The organism is Parabacteroides sp. TM07-1AC (genome assembly GCF_003480915.1).
Lineage (GTDB): Bacteria > Bacteroidota > Bacteroidia > Bacteroidales > Tannerellaceae > Parabacteroides > Parabacteroides chongii.
The window spans coordinates 39,767-63,503 of sequence record NZ_QUKD01000016.1 but is presented as its reverse complement, the minus strand read 5'-3'; the positions used below and the strand labels follow the sequence as shown (position 1 = coordinate 63,503).

The window sequence follows — 23,737 nt, the reverse complement described above, 5'->3', positions numbered from 1 at the left end:
ACCAATGATATTATTACTTCGAAGACGTCCCGCTTTCCAGAATGCTGACAATCGAGAATAAGGTAAAGCAAATACCTCCCAAGCCAGCCAATACACGTGCCGGAATGAAATAGTAAGCATGAGCCGACCCCAGTTCAAATAAAAAAGCGGAGAGGAACAAACAAGTCAACGCCGTAAAAATAGGTATCAGCGGGATACGGTTGGATAATTTAAATTCATGCCTCCATATCTTCGACAGTAAGATCACTTTACTGGATATACTGTAGCAGACCAGTCCCAACCCTATCATTATATAACCAGTCGCTCCGTTTGCCGGATTGGCGGTGGCCAAAATCAGGATGATACCCCAAACCACACAAATACTTCCCATGACCAATACCATCACAGGCCAGAACTCCCGTTCCGTTGGAGTAAATATATTCCGGATCTGCCGGGCAATCGTTGCAACCAAAGCTATCAGACTGGTACAGATACAAGCCAGACCGATCATGACATGTCCCGCTACAAAATATTCCGACCCACAATCGCTGTTGGCCAACAGGTAAAAAGCCCATACCCAGGCAACCAGTGCAATCAATCCGGCAATAGCGATCAGGGTCAGTCCCTGTGCACGGGTAAACGCTTCGGGCGGCACATCGTGGTCCGTCTTTTTCGCATTGACGGTAATCATCGTAAACCGGGTGGAAGAAGTAGCCGTTGTAGAGACACAGGCAGTGATCAATCCCACTCCGCAAATCACATGACCGGCAACAAACGATGATGCATCGGGCGACCTCATGATGCAGATACCTGCTATCACGGTCAGGAGGGCGGATAAATAACCCAGTACCGGAAGTGCATACCGACTTATTTCCCCAAACGTATGGATGATCTGCCGGATGATCGTTGCCGCAGTCGAAAACAGGGCGATACAGATCATCCCCAACGAGAATACTACCGGACCTGCAACAAACCGGCTCGGGTCTGTCCCATAGGCCAGGACGAACCACCCATAACCGAAACAAAACAGGGCCATCAACAATGGTATCGCCCTGAACAGAACACTAATGCCGTAATTCATAGTCTATTTGTTTTTTAATTTTCATCCAAACAGACCTGATTACGGCATTGTTTCTCAAATTACATTTTTATAGAATCTTTTTAGTTATCCGAAACCGATCCCCTATTCCTGCAATGCCAACCGCCCCATAAGTGTCGGCAGGTAGGAATCGCTGATCGGTATCAGTTCATCGCCGATACGTATCCGTTTCCGCTCGATATAACTGATATGGGCGAGGGAAACGATATACGAACGGTGCACGCGGCAGAACAAACCGTCCGCGAGATTTTCTTCAAAACGTTTCAGGCTTACCTGCGACAGGAGCGGCTTGCCTGTGGTACGGTGAATCTTTACATAATCTCCATAGCCCTCCAGGAAAAGGATTTCTTCCTTGCAAAGACGAATGATCTTACTTCCTTCCCGAACAAAAACAGGTTGCTCGGTTTGTTCCCTGTGCAATACATCATGCACATCAGCCAATGCTTTATCCAACTTCTCAAAATAGCCCATCAAGGCGTTCAACGTAGAAGCATCCCCATCGAAAGTAATACATTTCAACATAGTTCCGTATCTTTTAAATTTACACTACAAATAAATAAGAAACTTCGGTGAACAAAGGTTAAGGGGCGATCAATGGTACAACTTAGTCGGTGAACCGCCTAAAGGGCGGGGCGAAAAAACTTGACCGAATGATGCAGTATTTCGTCTGTTCACTCTTCCATAAGTATCCACTTCTTGAAAACCGGAGTCTTTGTCTTGCTGATAATAATGCGTTCGGGAATAGGCAGGGTGAGGTTGACTGACAAACGGCTGCCGAACCATAAGTCGATGTCTTTGATTGCTTTCCGGGAGATGATAAACTGGCGGTTTGCACGGAAGAAAAGCCGACCGTCGAGCTGGTCGGTCAAGGTGTCCAATGTACGGTCTACCGGATGCTGTTTACCATCGGCTGTATAAGCCGTCACCTTTTCGTTTGTCGTATAGAAAAACTGAATATCTTCTACCTGCAAAGGATAGAACTTGTCAGAAAGCATGATAAGCAGGCTCTTGATAACATGGCGGCTTTGTATCGCATCATTGGTCTGCCGGATATGGGCCAGACGTTCCTCCGGACTGAACAGGCGGAGTTTACCCAATGCCCGTTCCAGGGAAGCAAGCGTAACAGGTTTCAGCAAATAATCGATGCTGCTGACCTGGAAAGCCTGCAATGCATACTCATCATAAGCGGTTGTAAAGATAACCGGAGCTTCGATCTCTACCTGCTCAAATATTTTAAAAGCGGAGCCGTCCGCCAGATGGATATCCATAAAAATGATATCCGGCTGAGGAGCCATACGGAAATAAGCCACACTTTCTTCTATACTTTCCAACTCTGCGATGACATCTACCGGGATCATAGAGTTTTGTGCCAATATCGCTTTCAGGGTGCTTACCGCAGCCGTTTCATCTTCTATTATTACTGCATTCATACTATTTAGTTTGGTTCATGAAAATGGGTTCTTATTCATACCGGCATATTCGATAAAGGGAGAGAGACTTTGAAATACTCTTTCCGGTTGGAGATATTGATATCCTTACCGGTCAACAGACGGTAACGGCCCCATAGATTCTTTAAGCCGATGCCGCTGCTGTGTCCCTCCTCTACTTTCGGCTGAACTTTGTTGGAGACCACCAACATGTTCTCCCTTGTAGTATAAATGTCGATTTGCAACGGATACTGCTTACTGATCACATTATGTTTCACTGCATTTTCAATCAACGGCAATACGCTCAGGATAGGCAACGACAAAAACAGCAGCGCTGGTTCCGCCTGTATGGAAAAAAACAGCTTGCCTTCATAACGCACTCCCAGCAAATATGTATAGGCTTTTACAAACTGCAGTTCTTCCGCCAGTGTAACCATTTCCTTTTTATTGCTTTGCAGGATATAGCGGAATACATTCGACAGTTCATCCAGATAAGTCAGTGTTTGTTCCTTTTCACCATTACGTATCAGCGAGTTAAGACCATTGAGCGAGTTAAAGAAGAAATGAGGATTGATCTGCCCCATCAGGGCATTGTATGAAGTTTGCAGCTTTTCCGTTTTCAACTGTTCGTATTCCAGCATCATCTGCTGCTTGCCACTGAGCAAACGAATCAGGAGGACACTCAGAAGTACGGTCAATAACACAAACAAGTGTTCCGTAAGTTGCGGATGGAAAAAGAAAGGAGGAGCTGTCATCCGGCTAATCGAAACAGCCTCATGCCGCTCTCTTGCCTTTGTTACAGGGCGTCCATATCCCGGAATTATTTTATCGGAAGGCGATTTCTTCACATCAGGAATATCCTTTATCACAAATTCCCGTATCTCCATGTCCTGGGCAAAAAACTCTTGCTGGGCAAACGGATAAACAGTCAGAAGCCCCAACCCGACAAGAAAACTGACTCCACCGGCAAACAATACGACCTTATATTCTTTCAGTTTCAGCAACTGATCGCCGACCTTATACATTTGCACATTGACCATAAAAAGGATAAAGGCAAACAAGAAAAACCAAATCAGAGGGAAATAAAAGAAAGAACCATGCAACAGCATTGGCGGTGCCATCATATATTTATCGTTCGCCACATTTACTGCATAATCATAACTACGCATCAACATCGGGAAATTAACGAAAAGGGTCAATAACACCGATATCGTAAAACCAATCAACAACTCACTCTTTCCGGAACGTAACATACAGGATTCATTTATAGGACGTAAAGATAGCGATCCCCTTTTATATGGAGAATTTCGATCGACGAAACGGATAAAAACATCGGTGAAACGTCCTTTTGACAAACAAAACGCATAAACAACAAAAAAGCCACCCGAAATAAATCGGATGGCTTTTTTGTATGGCAATTAAATCCAAACGGATTAGAATCTTCTTTCTTTGATTCTTGCTTTCTTACCTGTAAGAGCACGCAGGTAATACAATTTAGCACGGCGTACTTTACCCAGCTTGTTTACAGTGATGCTTTCGATAAACGGTGATTCGATCGGGAAAATTCTTTCTACACCAACGTTTTCAGACATCTTACGAACAGTAAAACGTTTTTTGTCACCATGTCCTGAGATACGGATCACTACGCCTCTGTACTGCTGGATACGTTCTTTGTTACCTTCTTTAATACGGTAAGCTACTGTAATAGTGTCACCACTCTTGAATGAAGGATATTCCTTCTTTGTAGCAAACGCTTCTTCTGCAATCTTAATTAAATCCATTGTTTTATAGCTTTTTAATTGTAACTTTAAATGAAACGCAATATAACGGGTTACCTTTTCCCGACAGAGATTGCGCAAAGCGGATGCAAAGTAACGAAAGATTTATTTGATACGCAAATAGTTCAAAGAATATTTACGTCACTCATACAAAACCTCGGCAGATTTGTGTATTTTTGGAGAATAATAATGATAACGTGAAGATGAGGAAGATACTTACAATGCTGTTTTGCTCTGTGTGTTTACTGACTGCCAAAGCACAGACTATACCTAATATGTACCGTAACACCGATCAGGCAAAAATGAATCACTGGGTCGATTCTGTGTTTGACGCGATGACTTACGATGAACGGATAGGGCAACTCTTTATGGTCATAGCCGAACCTAAATCGGAGAACCGCAACATGCAACGGCTTATGCGGTATGTGAATGAGATAAAGATCGGCGGAATCCTTTTCCATAAAGGGAATCCGGTCACCCAGGCGGAAGTGACCAACCGGCTCCAGAAAGCATCGCGTGTTCCGATGTTCGTTTCACTGGATGGCGAATGGGGATTATCCATGCGGCTTAGCGGAACTACGCGCTTTCCTAAAAATATGATGCTGGGAGCCATCGAAGATGATAAGCTGATTACTGAATACGGACAGGAAGTAGCCCGCCAATGCAAAGAGATGGGGATACAAATAAATTTCGCTCCGGACATAGATGTGAACAGCAATACAGACAATCCGGTAATCGGTCTGCGTTCTTTCGGAGAGAATCCGCGGGCTGTAGCCGACAAAGGCATTGCCTATGCCCGCGGCCTGGAGAGGGCCGGCATTATCTCTGTAGCCAAACATTTCCCGGGACATGGCGATACTTCGGAAGATTCACATAATACGTTGCCTGCCGTCCACCATGACCGGGCCCGCCTGGACAGTGTCGAACTATATCCTTTTAAACGATATATATATGACGGGTATGCCGGAATCATGACCGGACACCTTTATATCCCGGCACTGGATAAAACCCGTAACCTCCCTTCTTCCCTTTCCCGCCCAATAGTTACCGGACTATTGAAAGAGGAACTGGGCTTCAAAGGTCTGTGCTTTACGGACGCACTCGCCATGAAAGGTGCCTCCACCAGTAAATCGGACAACCCGTCGGTAAAAGCATTGCTGGCGGGAAATGATATTTTGCTGGCACCGGCTGCACCGATCAATGACTTTACAGCTGTAAAAGAAGCGATCGACGAAGGTATTCTAAATATAGAAGATATTGAAGCCAAATGCATAAAAATACTTCAATATAAATACATTACCGGACTGAACAACTATCGCCCGATCGAAACGAAAGGATTGAGTAAACGGTTGAACTCGCCCCATGCCGCCTGGCTTGCCGCCAAGCTCAATGCAGAAGCAATCACACTGCTGAAAAACGAAGACAATATAGTACCGGTCAGACAGTTGGATAAAAAGAAGATAGCTGCATTGTCTATCGGAGCATCCGCCGGAAATGAATTTCAGGAAATACTGGGGCGTTACGACAGCGTCGCCTGTTTCAGTATCAGCCGCAATTCGACTGCCGCACAAATACAGAATGTCTACAAACAACTGGAGAAATACGACGTGATCATCTGCGGCGTACACACCGTCCGTATACCCGAAAGTCAATTGCTTCGCGGGTTAGCGACTAAAAAAGAAGTGATCTATGCATTCTTTACCCTCCCCTATTTCTGTAAAGAGTATAAGAGTTCTATCTTGAAAGCAAAAGCCGTAATTATGGGATACGAGGGTACACCACTGGCACAGGAATATGCAGCACAAGTCATTTTCGGAGGAGTTCCGGCAAAAGGCAAACTCCCCGTCACGATCCCCGGATTATTCCACGCAGGCTCAGGGATCTTTACGGAAAAGACACGGCTGGGCTATCATGAACCGGAGGAAGTCGGAGCCAATGCCGTCCGTCTCGACGTGATCGAATCTATCGTCGAGGAAGGGCTGGAGCAAAAAGCCTATCCAGGTTGCCAGGTATTGGTTGCCAAAGACGGAATGGTCATTTACGACAAATCATTCGGATATTTCGATTATAGCCAAAAGCAGAACGTAAAGGAAAATTCCGTTTATGATCTCGCATCTGCCTCCAAGGCTGCCGGGACATTACTGGCAGTCATGAAAGCCTATGATGAGAAGAAGTTCACCCTTAATAATAAAATATCAGATTATATCCCCGAACTAAAAGAGTCCAACAAGAAGGATCTGAACATAAAAGAGCTGCTTTACCATCAATCGGGCGTCATTTCCACAATCAACTTTTATCTGGATGCAATAGATAAAGACAGTTACAAAGGCAGCCTTTACAGCCGTGAAAAGAATGCCACACATCCGGTACGCTTCGATGCCAAGACCTATGTCCGCAACGATTTCAGCTATCTGCCGGAACTGGTCTCCACTACAAAGAAGCCTGGATTTACTACAGAAGTGGCACGCAACTTCTACCTGCATGACTCTTTTAAAGACAGTATCATGCAGGACATAAAAGACTCCCGCCTCGGTACACGCGGAAAGTATGTATATAGCTGTATCAACTTTATCATGCTGAAGATGATGGCAGAGAATCTGATGAAGCAACCGATGGACCAACTCCTCCATAACGATTTCTACAGCCGCCTCGGAGCGTGGCATACCACCTATAATCCGCTCAGGAGAATGGACAGCCTGCAAATCGTCCCGACCGAGAACGACCAGTTCGTACGCCGCCAGCTATTACGCGGTTACGTACATGACGAAGCCGCAGCCTTTCAGGGGGGTGTATCGGGCAATGCCGGTCTCTTCTCGAACGCCAACGACCTGGCGAAAGTCTTACAGCTTTTCCTCAATCAGGGGACATACGGCAACGAACAATATTTATCAGCAGAAACCTGCCGCCTTTTCACACAGAGCAAAAGCCCGACAAGCCGTCGCGGACTGGGTTTCGATAAACCGGCTGTCGGCACTCATAAAGGTTCACCCTGCAGTAACCTCACGCCCCCTTCAACGTATGGTCATACGGGATTTACCGGAACTTGCTTTTGGGTAGACCCGGATAATCAGCTACTTTATATATTCCTCTGTAACAGAGTAAATCCTTCACGAGCCAACAACAAGCTCAGTGCCCTGGATATACGTACGCGCATACAGGACGCAATCTATAAGGCGATTGATAGGAAAAGCCAAAAAGATTAGTATTTTTGCACCACCTTTTATAACATTATTAATTACATAAAACAAGAAAGTATGCTATTCGGACACGGCGATGACTTTTATAATTCCCAGAACGAAGTAAAGATAAACTTCAGTTCTAACGTTTGGCACGGCGCTAACCTCGATAAACTCAAAGAACATCTCAATGAGCAGTTCAGTAAACTGACACGTTATCCGGAGCCGGATGCTGCATCACTGAAAAGACTGCTTGCCCGCCGGTATGAGATAAAAGAAGAAAACGTTGTAGTGACAAACGGCTCGATCACTGCATTCTATCTGATCGCCCAAGCTTGGAAAGGGGCTAAATCCACCATCGCCGTCCCTTCTTTCGCGGAGTACGAAGATGCCTGCCGCCTGCACGAACACGAACTGACCTTTTTCTCGACCTCCGACGACCTATCGGAGCTTTCTCTGGAAGGACAGGATTTCTGCTGGATCTGTAATCCGAATAACCCGGATGGAAAACTACTTCATCGTACAGAGATACTCAGACTGCTTGCAGCCAATCGCAATACGAAGTTTATCATCGACCAGGCTTATGTTGCCTTTACTACCGAAGATATGTTGAAACCTTCGGACGTAAAGAACAATCCGAACCTGATCCTGATCCAGTCTATATCGAAAGCATACAACATTCCGGGGTTACGTATCGGTTACCTGGTTGCTTCACCGGAAATAACGGCGATGGTAAACAAATATATTATCCCCTGGTCGGTTAATGCCATTGCGCTCGAAGCAAGTAAATATATTCTGATCCATCCGGCACAATTCACTTTGCCTATCCGCAAATGGCAACGCGAAACAGCCGAACTGATCTACCAGTTGAATAAGTTCGACAACCTGGAAGTAATACCGACTTCTACAACATTCTTCCTCGTCCGTTTGAAAAAAGGGACGGCCGCTGAATTAAAGAAATATCTGTGGGACAATTACGGTATCCTGATCCGCGATGCATCTAACTTCCGTGGTCTGGATGAAACATATATCCGCCTGTCCACCCAGACAACAGCAGAGAATCAAGTTCTGATCGATGCGATCCGTGAATGGTTCTCCCTACTGTAAACAAATAGCTATTTACAATTCATACAAAAAAATCCCGGTGTGTCAGTCTGATAGATACACCGGGATTTTCTATTTGCACCAAACAATTAAGGTCATTACTCCCTTTATTTGAAAGTCAATCTCCCTACTATTAAGAATCAAAATCAGCACCTTTTTATCAAGAATATATGCTTTACAAAAAGGAAAGGCACAGGTTACACATATATAATCTATGCCTTGCAAAAACAAAACGTATACCTTACTTATATAAATATTATAAGAAAAGAGGTTAAAAGTCCTATATTTAACGGTTAATACACAGGATAAAATTGTTTAATCTTCAACACCCGGCACTAGACTATATATAACAAATAAAGCAACAAGAAAAAGAGAACCATCTATAACATCCTTTGCATAAACTTTTATCTTTGCAAAGAATAACCGGTATAGTCTTAAGTTTGAGTCCTCCAATCAATCTCTTGTATCAGGCAACACCTGAATCATTAATAGAGAATCAAGCTGGTCGATATATATCCATCGGAAAGAGATCCGGCTTACATACACAAATATTAATATAAAATATCGATTCCATGAATCTTTACAACCCACTTTTACGACAACTGACTATTTGTCTTTTTTGTCTCTTTACAGTCATCAGTTTACAGGCACAGATCAGCGAGGGTGGCCTGCCGCCTAGTTTTCAGTTCAAATCGAACTTGCGAAGTACAAAGCAAGCCATACAAATCCCGGTAAAATTCAGTGTCGAAGATCTAAAAGCTGTCGATGCATGGCATGTTAGCCAAGGTGCTCCGCTGTGTATTGCCAAAGTAATCGACACCGACTTCAACATAGCGAACGACGGGGACTGGATCACCTTACCTGATGGTCAGCAAGTATGGCAGTTACATCTGCAAGCGAAAGATGCAATTGCCCTGATCTTCTATTATTCCGACTTCTACATTCCGGAAGGAGGTAAATTGTATATTTACAATGCAAACAAAACCCAGGTATTGGGAGCCTATACCAACCGTACACATCCTCAAAACGGAGCTTTTGCAACCGAACTTATCGCAGGTGATGAAGCTGTACTGGAATATGTACCCGCCCCCTCTGGAAAAGAAGTGCTTCTGCGAATCGACAAGGTAGGATACGGATACAACCACTTATCCATTGAAGCCCCCGGTGCCGGTCAGTCAGGTCCTTGCCAGGTTAACATCAATTGCGAAGAGGGAGACAGCTGGCAACTCCAAAAGAAAGGAATCATTCAGATGATACAATTGATAGACGATGCCACCTATATCTGCTCTGCTTCTTTGATAAATAACACAGCGAAAGATAAAAAGCCTTATGTATTAAGTGCCTTCCACTGCTCACAGAATATGTCTGGGACAAAGGAGGCTACCGACGAAGATCTGAATCAATGGTTGTTTTATTTTCACGAAGAACACTCGGGTTGCGATAACGAATCACCGATCTTTCCGATCAAAACCATGGTCGGTTGTACCCGAAAAGTAGCTATCCCTGTCGAAAACGGTTCAGACGGCCTGCTCCTGTTATTGAATCAAAATATACCGGACGATTACGATGTATTTTTCAATGGATGGGATCGTATAAACAAACCATCTCTCTCCGGAGTCGGAATTCACCATCCGGCAGGCGACTATATGAAGATATCCACTTACGGTAAATATCCCACAGAATCAGTAACCTGGAATAATAGCGACGTAAATCAAACAGGGGCTACAAATGCCCATTGGAATGTTATCTACGATGCAACCCCCAACGGACACGGAGTAACCGAAGGCGGCTCTTCCGGTTCACCGCTGTTCAACAGTAACGGATTAATCATCGGGACATTGAGCGGAGGTGACTCCAGTTGCGAAGACCCCGAAGGCATAAACCTATATGGCAAATTATCCTTCCACTGGAATAAATACAGTGAAAACAATACAGGCCGGATGGATATCTGGCTCGACCCATTGCAAACGGGAGTAACCACGCTGTATGGAATGACGCAAACGGGGGAAACGATAGGAAGTAACTATAAAGGCCCCGCCGATCTGACATATCAGGAAACAGACAACAGAGATATTTTATTGAAATGGTCGGCTCCCTTATACGATCAGTTAGCAGGATGGGGTACGTCAAGCCGTTACAATCAATACGGATTACGAGGGGAACCTTTCTATTTCGCACAAAAATGGGACACGAGCGACTTGTCCCCCGTGCATAAGAAAACGATTACACACGTCTGCATCTATCCGGTATCGAATGTGACATACGGTATATATATCAAGCAAGGAAATCGTATCTATGAAGAAGATGTCATCGAATCCGATCCTGACAAATTCAATTCGGTCAAACTCAAAACTCCCTTTGTAATCGATTCTAATCAGGAGCTACTGGTAGCCATCCATGTGAAAGAATATGGCAATGACGTTTATCCGGCTTTCGTTGATGAGGGACCGGCAATAGATGGAAAAGGAAATATTTATTCGTTAGACGGAAAAGAGTGGAAAACTTTCGCAAAGGAGGAGTTAAATGCCAATACACTCCTGGCCATTAACATTTCATCTCAGGATGGTGAATTAACTTCAAACTATACGGCATCCGGTATGCGACGCATACCGATTACTCCAGCCGGACCCTCGGAGACACGTCGGTTGTCAGTCAAAAGATCAAATGTTGTTTCTGATTTGCCCGAAAGTTCCCTGATCACAGCTTTCCCTGAATTGACGGAATATAAGGTATATCAGGATCAATCTCCACTAGCGACATTGCCGGGCTCACAAACACAATATACGGTCAAAAACAGAATCTCCGACGTATCGCTGTTCCAGGTATCGGCCCTCTATGGAAAAGAGGAAAGTCTTCCCGTCAGTGCCCGAATAGAAACAAGCGTCAGCAATGAACTGACACCGGTTAAAGAGGAAATAGATATTCACCCTCATGTATTCAGTGAAGAAGTTCAGATACAAAATCACCAGCAGGTAAAGGTGTTGGAAGTTTATTCTTCTGATGGCAAACTGGTACGGAAAATACAACGCCCGAACAACATACTGAACACCAGCAGTCTATCCACTGGCATTTATTTCTTCAGGCTTTCTACTGAGGAAGGGAGAAAGACCATACAAGGTATAAAGCACTAAAGGATAAATCTGCATATACATAAAAAGCCTCTCTGATAATTCTACCAGGGAGGCTTTCAAATATATATCAAATCTATTTCTTACTTTTTGTAAGTCTTATAGCCATAGACAGCCAGGTTACCCAATTCTTCTTCAATGCGAAGCAGCTGGTTATACTTAGCCATACGGTCTGAGCGGCTCAATGAGCCGGTCTTGATCTGTCCTGAATTAGTTGCTACAGCGATGTCAGCAATCGTAGCATCTTCCGTTTCACCTGAACGGTGTGAAGTAACAGAAGTATATCCGTTACGATGAGCCATTTCGATAGCATCCAGTGTTTCACTCAATGTTCCGATCTGGTTTACTTTGATCAGGATAGAGTTGGCACAACCTTCTTCAATACCTTTCTTCAGGAATTCAACGTTAGTTACGAACAAGTCGTCGCCTACCAGCTGAACACGGTCACCCAACGCCTTGGTCAATTGCTTCCAACCTTCCCAGTCATTTTCATCCATACCGTCTTCAATAGAATCGATCGGATATTTGTTTACCAGCTCGGTCAGATATAAAACCTGTTCGGTTGCCGTACGCTTTGCACCGTTGGGTCCTTCAAATTTGGTATAATCGTAAGTACCTTTCTTATCGTAAAATTCAGAAGCAGCACAGTCCATAGCAATGGTTACATCCTTACCCGGTTCGTATCCGGCAGCCTTAATGGCAGCCATGATTGAGCCCAGGGCATCTTCTGTTCCATTAAGAGCCGGAGCAAAACCACCTTCGTCACCAACAGCCGTGCTCAGACCACGGTCGTGCAATACTTTCTTCAATGCATGGAAGACCTCTGCACCCATACGCAGTCCTTCACGGAAACTCTTTGCTCCTACAGGACGGATCATAAATTCCTGGAATGCGATCGGAGCGTCACTATGTGAACCACCATTGATTATATTCATCATCGGAACAGGTAATACATAGGTATTTGTTCCGCCTATATAACGGTAAAGCGGCAAGTCGAGATAATTAGCTGCAGCTTTTGCTACGGCAAGCGAAACACCTAACATGGCATTGGCACCCAGTTTTGATTTGGTCTTTGTACCATCCAGTTCGAGTAACTTATGGTCGATCTCGCGCTGGTTCAATGCACTCATTCCGATAACGGCAGGTGCTATTACCTTATTGACATTCTCTACCGCTTTCAGAACACCTTTGCCTCCATAACGTTTTTTATCGCCGTCACGAAGCTCAATCGCTTCATTTTCGCCGGTTGATGCACCGGAAGGAACTGCCGCACGACCAAATGCACCGGATTCGAGAAGTACATCTACTTCTACTGTCGGGTTACCACGGGAATCAAGGATTTCTCTACCTACTACTTTTTCAATTTTCATAACCTAAATATTTAGTTGCTTTATACTATTTTTCATGTCAGTACAAATATAACAATCCGTCCCGACAGAATGTTGGTCTGAGCCGATAGAATTTATGAATATTGGAATAGATTAAACAAAAGCCGATAAGACAAATTATACTCATTTTCTCTAAATTTTTCTCAACTTTTTATATCCTGATATGTTAATATAGAAAGATATTAACTGTACCATGATGAAAAAGTTGCTGAACATAGTAAGTATTTTAATCCTGTTTCTTCTGAGCCAGGACGCAGCTTTCAGCAAGAATAGTACAAGAATACCCGAAGAGCAGATTTGTATTTCAAACTACACCGAACCGAATGACCTGCAACAACAATTCAACCATTTTGAGTTAAACAAAAACAACGACGCGTACCGGCTGTTTGTTGCACGTAATTTCTCAACAGCAGAAGGCTATGCCTCATTACTGAAGACAGCGAACAAATTGTCTTATTTCATCACCCTGAAAGAACAGAACAGGCTACAGAAAACCTCAGAAATAAGAGCATATTACAACATCTTAAATTATTCTACCCTTCGTAATCGCACGAGCCATCAGGTGTACGTATTGCGAAAGATTGTTATTTGATCACTGCGATAAAATAAAATTCCCGTCTTTAACAGGAATATAGAGAGTACATATTTCATTATGTACAACTCTTTTATTTTCTATTTTATCCATAATCAACTAATAATCTGAAATATGAAAACAGATAATTCTATTATAAAGAAATCGGCGAACGGTATATCGGCCGGTGTCGTCATCATTGTGTGCTTTATCCTGGCAGTATGCTTTTATAAATTTGTATTAGGAAATCCTGCCAACTTCATGGATAATAATCCGGACAATCATCCTCTTCCGGGCAACTATGCCGGAACGATTTATAAGGGTGGCTTCATCGTCCCTGTAGTTATTACTCTTTTGCTTACCGTTATCACACTAAGTGTGGAACGCTTTATTGCCATAAGTCGTTCAAAAGGGAAAAAGGCTTTACTTGGATTTGTTCATACCATAAAAAAGGATCTTGAAGAGGGTAATCTCGATGCCGCCCGGAAAGCATGCGGAGAACAACAGGGTTCCGTAGCCAATGTAGTAAATGCGGCATTGACACGTTACGCCGATGTCGAGGACAGAACCGATCAGACCAAAGAACAGAAGATGGTCATCCTGCAAAAAGAGATCGAAGAAAGTACCGCGCTGGAATTGCCTGTCATGGAACAGAACCTGCCGGTAATCGCAACCATTTCAACCCTGGGTACTTTATTCGGATTGCTTGGAACCGTTTTAGGTATGATCCGTTCATTCGCCGCCCTGGCTAATGCCGGAGCACCGGATTCTGTTGCACTGTCCACTGGTATCTCCGAAGCACTGGTCAACACGGCACTGGGTATTGCTACCGGTGCTATGGCTATCATCTCGTACAACTATTTCACCAGTAAAATAGATAATATCACGTATGCCATCGATGAAATAGGTTTCTCTATCGTACAAACGTTTGCCGCTAAACACTGAAGCATATGCCTAAACTTATAGTAAAACGCAAAAGCACATTCATTGACATGACGGCAATGAGTGATGTAACGGTGTTGCTGCTTACTTTCTTCATGCTGACATCTACTTTCATTCAGAAAGAGCCGGTAGTGGTCACTACTCCGGCTTCCGTTTCCGAAATCAAAATACCGGAAACGAATATTCTTTCAATCCTGGTAGATACGGACGGAAAAGTATTCATGAGCATGGACAAACAGGAAGACAAGGCTAATGTATTGAAAAAGCTGGGACAAGACTATGGTATCAGCTTTACCGACAAAGAGATATACGAATTCAGCCTGCTTCCTTCTTTTGGTGTTCCAATCCAGAACATGCAGGAATTTCTGAATTTGCCATCCTCCGAACAAGACCGGTTGACGCAAAACTACGGAATCCCGGCCGACAGCACCAATAATCAGTTTAAGGCATGGGTACAACATGCCCGCGAAGTGAACCGCGACCTGGTGATCGCCATCAAGGCTGACCAGCAGACGCCTTATCCGAAGATCAAGAATATAATGAACACATTGCAGGACCTGAGAGAAAACAGATACAATCTGATAACAACGCTCAAAAATGTACCTGACAATGTTTAAACAACGTACGTTATGGCAGAAGTAAATACAGACAAAGGAAAAAGCGACGGAAAGAAGGGCAAACAGAAAAAAATAAATATCCGTGTCGACTTTACGCCGATGGTGGATATGAATATGTTACTGATTACGTTCTTCATGCTTTGTACTTCACTCAGCAAGCCGCAAACGATGGAGATTAGTATGCCGTCGAAAGATCATGTCACGGAAGCCGAACAGACAAAGGTAAAAGCATCTAAAGCTATCACCCTCATACTGGGAGAAGACAACAAGGTGTATTACTATTTCGGTGAACCGGACTATGAACATGTAGAGTCACTGAAAACGACCGATTTCTCACCTACCGGATTACGCAACATCTTACTGGAACGTAATTCCGATGCCGTGCAAAAGATAACAGAGTTGAAAGTGAAAAAGTTAAACAAGGAAATTTCTGAAGATGAGTTCAAAAAGCAGGCTACAGAAATAAAAGGTGGCAAAGATGCGCCGGTCGTACTGATCAAAGCTACCAATGAAGCCTCTTATAAAGACCTGGTAGATGCTCTCGACGAAATGCAGATATGCAATATCGGCAAATATGCAATCGTCGACATCACGGATGGAGACAAGTTTTTGGTCGACAATCTGAAAAGCGGAGGAGAACTTTCGAAGGAAATAGCTCAGGCAAATAAAAAATGACGATCATGATTAATATTAAAAATATAAATCTGAATTCTCCGGAATGGTGCGAGCTGATCTTTATGGGGAAAAACAAAGAATACGGAGCGTACGAACTACGCAAAAATTCCTCAAACAGACATATCCGCGCCCTGATCATCGTCGCTATCGGAGCAATTCTGGTAATGACGGTGCCGGCTTTGATCAAATCTGTAATTCCACAACATGCAAAAGAGCAGGTACTGGAAGTGACTACACTTTCTAATCTGCAAATGGAAACGAAAGTACCGGAAGAAAATCAAATTCGTACGATCGAGGCTCCTCCTCCCCCTGTACTGAAAAGTACGATCAAATTTACACCACCTGTCATCAAGGCGGATAAAGATGTAAGGGATGAAGAAGAGATCAAGACACAGGAAGAGTTGACGACCTCCAAACTAGCCATATCCGTTGCTGATGTAAAAGGTTCAGAAAGTGAAGATGCAATAGATATTGCGGACTTGAAGGATAACAAAGAGGTGATTGAGGAAGAAACAGTCCCTTACGTTGCAGTAGAGCAAATGCCGCAATTTCCCGGAGGAAACGAAGCGTTATTGAAATTCATCAGTACTCATTTGAAGTATCCGGTTATTGCCGCTGAAAACGGTATTCAGGGAACAGTAACTCTCCGCTTTGTTGTCAGTCCTACTGGAGATGTAACGAAAGTGGAAATACTAAAGCAGTTGGATCCATCTTGCGATAAAGAAGCGATACGTGTTATCAAGTCTCTTCCGCAATGGCTCCCGGGAAAACAGAATGGCAAACCGGTTCCGGTCTATTTTACAGTTCCGGTACGATTCAAATTACAGTGATATGGAGGTAAAGTGTATAAATATGAAGGTTGTCTGGGGTATATTCATGATTTTGATATACCTCGGCATGACCTTTCTTTTGATTTTCACCAATTTGTTTAATGAGCAGATGTCATTCCCGATGAGAATGTTATTTGGCATTCTATTCTTCTGTTATACTTTATTCAGAAGCTATAGACTAAAAAAAGACAGTAAACAATGAAAAACTTCTTTTATATAACGGTATGTATAGTTCTGTTGGTTTCTTGTAAAAACAAAAATACCGACACTCCGACAGATACACCTACCAGTGGCGTGATAGCAATCGCTTCTGATGGTTGCTTTGCTCCTGTCGTAGAAGAGGAGATAGCGGTATTCGAGAGTATTTATAAGGAAGCGGGAATTGTTCCTTATTTCTCCGGTGAAACAGAAACGATCAACAGTTTGTTGCACGATAGTACCCGACTGGCAATCACGTCACGTCCGCTGACCAAAGAAGAAACAGAATTCATGAATTCAAAAAAGTTATTCCCTAAAAGTATGCAAATAGCGACTGATGCCATCGCATTGATCGTTAATAAAGAAAATACGGATTCCCTGATCGGAATACCTGTATTGAAAGACATACTGACCGGAAAGATGAAAGAATGGAAAGATGTCAATCGGGATAATAAATCAGGGATGATTGAAGTCGTATTCGATAATCCCAATTCCGGAACAGTGCATTATGCCATTGACTCGATTTGCGCAGGAGAGGCTTTTGCAGGAAATCTGCATGCTATGAAAGATAACAGGCAAGTGATAGAGTATGTAACCCGAAACAGAGGAGCATTAGGAATCATTGGAGCAAACTGGATCAGCAATCCATCTGATAGCACAAACATGAGCTTTCTTGAAAATATAAGAGTTATGGCAGTAAGTCCTTACAGAAATGCGACTGTCACAAATAGTTTCAAACCGTATCAGGCATATATTGCTTTAAAGAGCTATCCAATGACAAGACCGGTTTTTCTGATTTTATCAGAACCGCGCATGGGACTGGCTTCCGGGTTCACGACCTTTATTTCCAGCGATCGCGGACAACGGATCATACTCAAATCTGGAATTATTCCAGCAACACAACCTGTCAGGTTGGTAAATGTCAGAGATCAGTTATAAACCCTATAAATATCTACAGTCATGAAAAGAAATTTATATATAATTATTTTAAGTCTTATTGCTTTAGCCGTTCAGGCTGATAACCGGCAAGGCATTGATTTCTTCAAAGCCGGTGAACCAACCGTTGCAAGCCGGCTTTTTGAGAAACAGCTTAACGGTTCCCCTGCCGATCAGGCAGAGGCTTTGTACTATTTAGGAGAAATAGCGTATGATACGAACAAAATCTCTGAAGCCTTGACTTATTACCAAAAAGGCTGGAATGCATCTCCTGATTATGCATACAATAAAATCGGAGAAGGGAAAGTATTACTTAAAACGGACAAATCTGCAGCACAAAAAGCGTTTGATACCGCAATCAAAGTGAATAAAAAAGATCCTCCCGTCTATGTTGCCATTGCAAAAGCTTATTTAATAAACGGAATGGAAGCGGAAGCGCAGGCGGCTCTCGATAATGCAAAAAAACAGAACATCAACGATCCGTCCATTTACCTATATGAAGGGGACTGGCTTATCAGTAAAGACAAACCCGGAGATGCCGCCGGACGATACGAACAGGCTATCCATTTTGATCCGGCCTGCAAAGAAGCTTATATTAAATATGCAGATGTATATCAGGGGGTCACTCCAGCCTTGTCTATAGAAATGCTCAGAAAAGTAATAGCCAATTATCCGGATTATTTACCGGCATATTACAAGCTAGGTAATATATACTCATTACAAGGGAATTATTCCCAGGCAATAGCAGCCTATAAAACCTACATGACCGAAGGAGTATATTCAATAGACAATCTGATTCATTATGCATCAGCTCTGTTCTTTAACAAGCAATATGCAGAAGCAGAAAAAGCAATCAATAAAGGACAGGCTACAGATCCGGGCAACTTCTTACTGAAACGCCTGGCTATCTACAACGATTATGAAACCAAGGCTTATGAAAAAGGACTGGAAGAAGTAAAAACATTCTTCAATGATCCGGATGCCAAATACATATGGCAGGATTATTTATATTATGGCCGCTTACTCAATAAAGCAAAACAGTACGATAAGGCTGCGGAGGCATTACAAAAAGCAATAAAAGAAAACCCTTCCCACAGTGAGATCTACAAAGACCTGGCGGAAGTCTATAGTAATAGCGAGAATAACACTGAAGCCATAACTGCATACAGGCAATATATAGAAGCAATGGGAGAGTCTGCAGAAGCCGCTGACTATTATCAGTTAGGTAAATATTATTATACAGCTGCATCCAAGGACAGTACGATATCAAAAAACTACCTGTCTAAAGCTGACAGTCTGTTTGCTATTGTAAAAGAACGCGTACCTGACAGTCATCTGGGTAGTTTATGGCAGGCACGTACGCAGGCTCTGTCAGATCCGGAAACGGAACAGGGCTTGGCTAAACCTTATTACGAATCATGTATTCCAATTCTTGAAAAGAATAAAGATAAATATAGAAATGAATTGATAGAATGCTACCGCTATCTGGGTTACTACCATTACCTGAAACAGGATATGGAAAATTCTAAAAATTACTGGAATAAGATTATAACTATCGATCCCTCCAATACTACCGCTCAAGAGGCGTTAAAGAATATCAAATGAACAGAAATATAGAACCCTATAAAACAAAAAGAGCCATCATAAAAATGACGGCTCTTTTTGTTTTATATAAGTTACAGAAATTACTCTGCAGCTTTTTCTTCTGTTGCTTCTGCTGCAGGAGCTTCAGCAACCGGAGCAGCTGTTTCAGCAGCTGTAGATTTCTTACGAGAACGTCTTGTTTTCGCAGTTTTCTTAGTTGCAGTGTCCTTCAACATGTTTTCGTTGTAATCTACTAATTCAATGAAGCACATTGCTGCGTTGTCACCTAAACGGTTACCAGTCTTGATAATTCTAGTATAACCACCCGGACGATCACCGATCTTCTGAGCTACTTCCTTGAACAGTTCTGTTACAGCGTTTTTATCCTGTAAAGTACTAAATACTACACGTCTTGAGTGAGTTGTATCCTCTTTACATTTTGTGATCAGAGGTTCTACAAACTTACGAAGTGCTTTTGCTTTTGCTGTTGTCGTAAAGATTCTCTTATGCTTGATCAAAGAAGAAGCCATATTAGACAGCATTGCTTCACGGTGAGTATTTGTACGACCTAAATGATTGAATTTCTTATTATGTCTCATCGCTTTACTTACTCTTTATCTAATTTATATTTCGTGATATCCATACCGAATGAAAGGTTCAGGCTTTCAAGCAGTTCATCAAGTTCAGTGAGCGACTTCTTACCGAAGTTACGGAACTTCAACAAATCGTTCTTGTTGAATTTAACCAGTTCACCCAACGTTTCAACATCTGCAGCTTTCAAGCAATTCAGAGCACGAACGGAAAGGTCCATATCTGCTAGCTTGCTCTTAAGCAACTGGCGCATGTGAAGTACTTCTTCATCGAATTCTTCATTGCCGTCAGTATCCACTGTCTCGATCGCAATCTTTTCATCTGAGAACAACATAAAATGATGAATCAGAATCTTAGCAGCTTCTTTCAACGCTTCCTTCGGATGAATAGAACCATCTGTGGCTATTTCAAGAACCAACTTTTCGTAGTCCGTCTTTTGCTCAACACGGAAGTTTTCGATTAAATACTTAACGTTACGTATAGGAGTGAAAATAGAGTCAATAGCAATAACGTGAACGTCTGCATTCGGATCTCTGTTTTCGTCAGCGGGTACATATCCGCGTCCTTTATTTATCGTTAATTCAATCTGGAAACTAGCGTTCGGATCCAAACGGCAAATAACCAGGTCAGGATTCAATACTTCGAATCCGGTCAGTTGTTTACCTATATCACCGGCTTTGAACACTTCGGAACCCGAAACAGTAATACTTACTTTTTCATTCTCTATGTCGTCTACAATATGCTTGAACCGTACCTGTTTCAAGTTCAAGATAATGTTTGTTACATCCTCAATAACACCGGGGATTGTACCAAATTCATGGTCAACCCCTTCGATCTTAATGGATGTAATAGCAAAACCTTCAAGCGACGACAGGAGAATACGGCGCAGAGCATTACCTATAGTAATACCATAGCCGGGTTCCAACGGACGAAATTCAAACTTTCCGAAGAAATTGTCCGCTTCCAACATTAATACTTTATCGGGTTTTTGAAATGCTAATATCGCCATGGAAATCAATTATTATTTAGAATACAATTCTACGATCAACTGCTCTTTAATGTTTTCAGGAATGTCAGTTCTTTCCGGCAGATGCAGTAATTTTCCGCTTAAAGAAGACTGATCCCACTCAATCCAAGGATATTTGCTGTGGTTGAATCCTGACAATGCATCAGCAATCACTTCCAACGACTTGGATTTCTCTCTAACACCAACGATCTGACCGGCTTTCAAAGAGTAAGAAGGAATATTTACAACCTTACCGTCTACTGTAATGTGACGGTGAGAAACCAACTGACGAGCAGCAGCTCTTGTGGGAGCAATACCTAAACGGTATACAACATTGTCCAAACGGCCTTCCAGTAACTGAAGCAGAACTTCACCGGTAATACCTTTTGAACTCTGCGCTTTGTCGAACAGATTTCTAAATTGTTTTTCTAATACACCATAAGTGTATTTTGCTTTTTGCTTCTCGCGAAGCTGAATTCCGTATTCAGAAGTTTTTTTCTTTCTGGCGTTACCATGTTGTCCGGGAGGATAATTCTTTTTAGAAAGAACTTTATCCGGTCCGAATATAGCCTCACCAAACTTACGGGCAATTCTTGTTTTTGGTCCAGTATATCTTGCCATTTTTTTATTGTTTTAATTTTTCTGTCTGAATCTGGAACCGTGCAGCCGCGATTACAGAGAGGATAAGGTCTTTGTGCAATCTATTCACAATTCCGGATTCAATGTTCAAGAAACTATAGTTAATTATACTCTTCTCTTTTTCGGAGGACGACAACCATTGTGAGGCAGCGGAGTAACGTCAACAATTTCTGTTACTTCAATACCGGCACCGTGGATAGTTCTGATAGCAGACTCACGTCCGTTACCCGGTCCTTTAACGAATACTTTTACTTTTCTCAAACCAAGATCATAAGCTACCTTAGCACAATCTTGTGCTGCCATCTGAGCGGCATACGGAGTGTTCTTTTTAGAACTTCTGAATCCCATCTTACCTGCAGAAGACCAGCTGATAACTTGACCTTCGCTATTGGCAAGAGACACAATAATGTTATTGAAAGAAGAATGAATATGAGCTTGACCGTAAGCGTCAACTTTTACGTTTCTCTTCTTTGCTGCGACTGTTTTTTTTGCCATATCAACTCTTATTATTTAGTAGCTTTTTTCTTATTTGCAACAGTTTTCTTCTTACCCTTACGAGTACGAGCATTGTTCTTTGTACTCTGACCTCTCAACGGTAAACCAATACGGTGACGAACACCTCTGTAGCATCCAATATCCATCAGACGCTTGATGTTTAGCTGAACTTCAGAACGAAGATCACCTTCTACCTTGTACTCAGCGCCAATGACTTCACGTACTTTTGCAGCCTGATCGTCTGTCCAGTCTTTCACTTTGATATCGCGATCAACGCCTGCTTTCTCTAAAATAGATTTTGAAGCACTCCGACCGATACCATAGATATAAGTCAAAGCGATTTCTCCTCTTTTATTTTGTGGCAAGTCTACACCAACTATTCTTATAGCCATATTACTTACTTAATTATTTTGCAAAAATAATAAATTATCCCTGACGTTGTTTATACTTAGGGTTTTTCTTGTTAATTACATATAAGCGACCCTTTCTTCTTACAATCTTACATTCAGGGGTACGCTTCTTTAAAGATGCTCTTACTTTCATATCTAGTTATTTTTATTTATATCTAAAAGCAATTCTACCTTTTGATAAATCATACGGAGACATTTCCACTCTCACTTTATCACCAGGAAGAATTTTAATATAATGCATACGCATCTTTCCTGATATGTGGGCAGTAATCTCATGTCCGTTCTCTAATTCTACACGAAACATTGCGTTTGACAATGCTTCTACAATAACTCCATCTTGTTCAATAGCTGCTTGTTTAGCCATATAAATCAAATTAAATTGCGTTACTTCCTAGGACTTCTTCTAAAAATTCAAATGAAGACAAAATCTGAGGACCATCGGGTCTGATTGCAATACAATGTTCAAAATGAGCAGAGCACTTTCTGTCCTTTGTACGTACCGTCCAACCGTCCTTTTCAAAAACGATATTCTTACTTCCCATATTGATCATAGGTTCAATGCAAATACACATTCCACTACGCAACAACGGTCCGCAACCATATCTTCCATAATTAGGTACTTCAGGTTCTTCATGCATTTTGCGACCGATACCGTGCCCTACCAGTTCTCTTACTACAGAGTATCCTTTCGATTCACAGTATGACTGTACCGCATGACTCACATCCCCTATTCGTTTTCCTTCCACAGCTTGTTGGATACCCAGGTAAAGAGATTCTTTCGTTGTTTTCAACAATTTCTTCACTGCCGGATCGACTTCTCCCACACAAAATGTATAGGCGGAATCACCAACAAAACCATTCAATATTGTTCCACAATCAACAGATATGACATCACCTTCCTTTAAAATAGCTTTTGAGGAAGGAATACCATGTACTACTTGCTCGTTTACAGAAGCACATATTGAATTTGGAAAACCACCATACCCTAAAAAGGCTGGAACTGCTCCATTATCCCTAATGAATTCTTCAGCAATTTTATCGAGTTGAAGAGTTGTTACTCCGGGAGCAATGTGCTTAGCAAGCTCTCCTAGTGTCCGGCCTACTAACTGGTTGGCCGAACGCATCAACTCGATTTCTTCATCTGTTTTTAAATAGATCATTCTA

At 42.5% G+C, this 23,737-nt stretch carries 24 protein-coding genes; 10 read left to right on the top strand and 14 right to left on the bottom strand.

Annotation, left to right across the window (positions count from 1 at the left end; genetic code table 11):
- Window positions 1–13 precede the first annotated feature (13 nt).
- From DXD68_RS23400 to rplS, 5 genes are all read right to left on the bottom strand, one after another.
- Window positions 14–1,060 carry a DUF2776 domain-containing protein gene (locus DXD68_RS23400; RefSeq protein ID WP_122363848.1) on the bottom strand — a complete coding sequence of 349 codons (1,047 nt, stop codon included), beginning with the start codon at window positions 1,058–1,060 and terminating at the stop codon, window positions 14–16.
- A gap of 102 nt (window positions 1,061–1,162) precedes the next feature.
- Window positions 1,163–1,600 carry a LytR/AlgR family response regulator transcription factor gene (locus tag DXD68_RS23395; protein WP_122363847.1) on the bottom strand — a complete coding sequence of 146 codons (438 nt, stop codon included), beginning with the start codon at window positions 1,598–1,600 and terminating at the stop codon, window positions 1,163–1,165.
- Between the two features lie 149 nt (window positions 1,601–1,749).
- Complete coding sequence (locus DXD68_RS23390; protein ID WP_122363846.1) at window positions 1,750–2,508, bottom strand: LytR/AlgR family response regulator transcription factor; 759 nt, start codon at window positions 2,506–2,508, stop codon at window positions 1,750–1,752.
- 35 nt (window positions 2,509–2,543) lie between these two features.
- Complete coding sequence (locus DXD68_RS23385; protein ID WP_410510742.1) at window positions 2,544–3,629, bottom strand: sensor histidine kinase; 1,086 nt, start codon at window positions 3,627–3,629, stop codon at window positions 2,544–2,546.
- Window positions 3,630–3,938: 309 nt separating this feature from the next.
- On the bottom strand, window positions 3,939–4,286 hold the full coding sequence (gene rplS, locus DXD68_RS23380; protein ID WP_122357157.1) for a 50S ribosomal protein L19: 348 nt from the start codon (window positions 4,284–4,286) through the stop codon (window positions 3,939–3,941).
- Between the two features lie 200 nt (window positions 4,287–4,486).
- On the opposite strand from rplS, the gene DXD68_RS23375 reads away from it, so the two are divergent.
- The 3 genes from DXD68_RS23375 (at window position 4,487) to DXD68_RS23365 (ending at window position 11,694) form a co-directional block, all read left to right on the top strand.
- Window positions 4,487–7,486, top strand: coding sequence for a glycoside hydrolase family 3 N-terminal domain-containing protein (locus DXD68_RS23375; RefSeq protein WP_122363844.1), 3,000 nt, complete (start codon window positions 4,487–4,489; stop codon window positions 7,484–7,486).
- A 51-nt stretch (window positions 7,487–7,537) separates the two neighbouring features.
- Entirely contained in the window at window positions 7,538–8,566 is a 1,029-nt protein-coding gene (locus tag DXD68_RS23370; protein ID WP_122363843.1) for an aminotransferase class I/II-fold pyridoxal phosphate-dependent enzyme, read from the top strand.
- Between the two features lie 569 nt (window positions 8,567–9,135).
- Window positions 9,136–11,694, top strand: coding sequence for a T9SS type A sorting domain-containing protein (locus tag DXD68_RS23365; protein ID WP_122363842.1), 2,559 nt, complete (start codon window positions 9,136–9,138; stop codon window positions 11,692–11,694).
- An 80-nt stretch (window positions 11,695–11,774) separates the two neighbouring features.
- Here the strand turns inward: DXD68_RS23365 and eno are convergent, their stop codons facing one another.
- A complete protein-coding gene (gene eno / locus DXD68_RS23360; RefSeq protein ID WP_122363841.1) occupies window positions 11,775–13,061 on the bottom strand; it encodes a phosphopyruvate hydratase in 1,287 nt (428 codons plus the stop codon).
- A gap of 211 nt (window positions 13,062–13,272) precedes the next feature.
- On the opposite strand from eno, the gene DXD68_RS23355 reads away from it, so the two are divergent.
- The 7 genes from DXD68_RS23355 (at window position 13,273) to DXD68_RS23320 (ending at window position 19,453) form a co-directional block, all read left to right on the top strand.
- Window positions 13,273–13,671: a hypothetical protein gene (locus DXD68_RS23355; protein ID WP_122363840.1), complete on the top strand. Its 399-nt coding sequence runs from the start codon at window positions 13,273–13,275 to the stop codon at window positions 13,669–13,671.
- Window positions 13,672–13,785: 114 nt separating this feature from the next.
- Window positions 13,786–14,595 (top strand): MotA/TolQ/ExbB proton channel family protein, encoded by an 810-nt coding sequence (locus tag DXD68_RS23350; protein ID WP_122363839.1) that lies wholly within the window; start codon window positions 13,786–13,788, stop codon window positions 14,593–14,595.
- Between the two features lie 5 nt (window positions 14,596–14,600).
- On the top strand, window positions 14,601–15,209 hold the full coding sequence (locus DXD68_RS23345) for an ExbD/TolR family protein (protein ID WP_122363838.1): 609 nt from the start codon (window positions 14,601–14,603) through the stop codon (window positions 15,207–15,209).
- Window positions 15,210–15,221: 12 nt separating this feature from the next.
- A complete protein-coding gene (locus tag DXD68_RS23340; RefSeq protein WP_122363837.1) occupies window positions 15,222–15,884 on the top strand; it encodes an ExbD/TolR family protein in 663 nt (220 codons plus the stop codon).
- 14 nt (window positions 15,885–15,898) lie between these two features.
- Window positions 15,899–16,714: an energy transducer TonB gene (locus tag DXD68_RS23335; protein ID WP_199715796.1), complete on the top strand. Its 816-nt coding sequence runs from the start codon at window positions 15,899–15,901 to the stop codon at window positions 16,712–16,714.
- A 198-nt stretch (window positions 16,715–16,912) separates the two neighbouring features.
- Window positions 16,913–17,851, top strand: coding sequence for a PstS family phosphate ABC transporter substrate-binding protein (locus tag DXD68_RS23325; protein WP_122363835.1), 939 nt, complete (start codon window positions 16,913–16,915; stop codon window positions 17,849–17,851).
- A gap of 21 nt (window positions 17,852–17,872) precedes the next feature.
- Window positions 17,873–19,453 carry a tetratricopeptide repeat protein gene (locus DXD68_RS23320; protein WP_122363834.1) on the top strand — a complete coding sequence of 527 codons (1,581 nt, stop codon included), beginning with the start codon at window positions 17,873–17,875 and terminating at the stop codon, window positions 19,451–19,453.
- Between the two features lie 80 nt (window positions 19,454–19,533).
- On the opposite strand, the gene rplQ is transcribed toward DXD68_RS23320, so the two are convergent.
- The 8 genes from rplQ to map all read right to left on the bottom strand — a co-directional run bounded on the left by rplQ (window position 19,534) and on the right by map (window position 23,733).
- Complete coding sequence (gene rplQ / locus DXD68_RS23315; protein ID WP_122363833.1) at window positions 19,534–20,031, bottom strand: 50S ribosomal protein L17; 498 nt, start codon at window positions 20,029–20,031, stop codon at window positions 19,534–19,536.
- An 8-nt stretch (window positions 20,032–20,039) separates the two neighbouring features.
- A complete protein-coding gene (locus DXD68_RS23310; RefSeq protein ID WP_122357146.1) occupies window positions 20,040–21,032 on the bottom strand; it encodes a DNA-directed RNA polymerase subunit alpha in 993 nt (330 codons plus the stop codon).
- 12 nt (window positions 21,033–21,044) lie between these two features.
- Window positions 21,045–21,650 (bottom strand): 30S ribosomal protein S4, encoded by a 606-nt coding sequence (rpsD, locus tag DXD68_RS23305; RefSeq protein ID WP_122363832.1) that lies wholly within the window; start codon window positions 21,648–21,650, stop codon window positions 21,045–21,047.
- Window positions 21,651–21,773: 123 nt separating this feature from the next.
- Window positions 21,774–22,163 (bottom strand): 30S ribosomal protein S11, encoded by a 390-nt coding sequence (gene rpsK / locus DXD68_RS23300; RefSeq protein ID WP_005634781.1) that lies wholly within the window; start codon window positions 22,161–22,163, stop codon window positions 21,774–21,776.
- Between the two features lie 11 nt (window positions 22,164–22,174).
- Entirely contained in the window at window positions 22,175–22,555 is a 381-nt protein-coding gene (gene rpsM / locus DXD68_RS23295; protein ID WP_009859527.1) for a 30S ribosomal protein S13, read from the bottom strand.
- Between the two features lie 34 nt (window positions 22,556–22,589).
- Entirely contained in the window at window positions 22,590–22,706 is a 117-nt protein-coding gene (ykgO, locus tag DXD68_RS23290; RefSeq protein WP_005645768.1) for a type B 50S ribosomal protein L36, read from the bottom strand.
- Window positions 22,707–22,718: 12 nt separating this feature from the next.
- The gene (infA, locus tag DXD68_RS23285; RefSeq protein ID WP_009318521.1) at window positions 22,719–22,937 is read right to left on the bottom strand and encodes a translation initiation factor IF-1; all 219 of its coding nucleotides are present in this window, start codon (window positions 22,935–22,937) and stop codon (window positions 22,719–22,721) included.
- Window positions 22,938–22,947: 10 nt separating this feature from the next.
- The gene (gene map / locus DXD68_RS23280; RefSeq protein ID WP_122363831.1) at window positions 22,948–23,733 is read right to left on the bottom strand and encodes a type I methionyl aminopeptidase; all 786 of its coding nucleotides are present in this window, start codon (window positions 23,731–23,733) and stop codon (window positions 22,948–22,950) included.
- Between the last annotated feature and the right edge of the window lie 4 nt (window positions 23,734–23,737).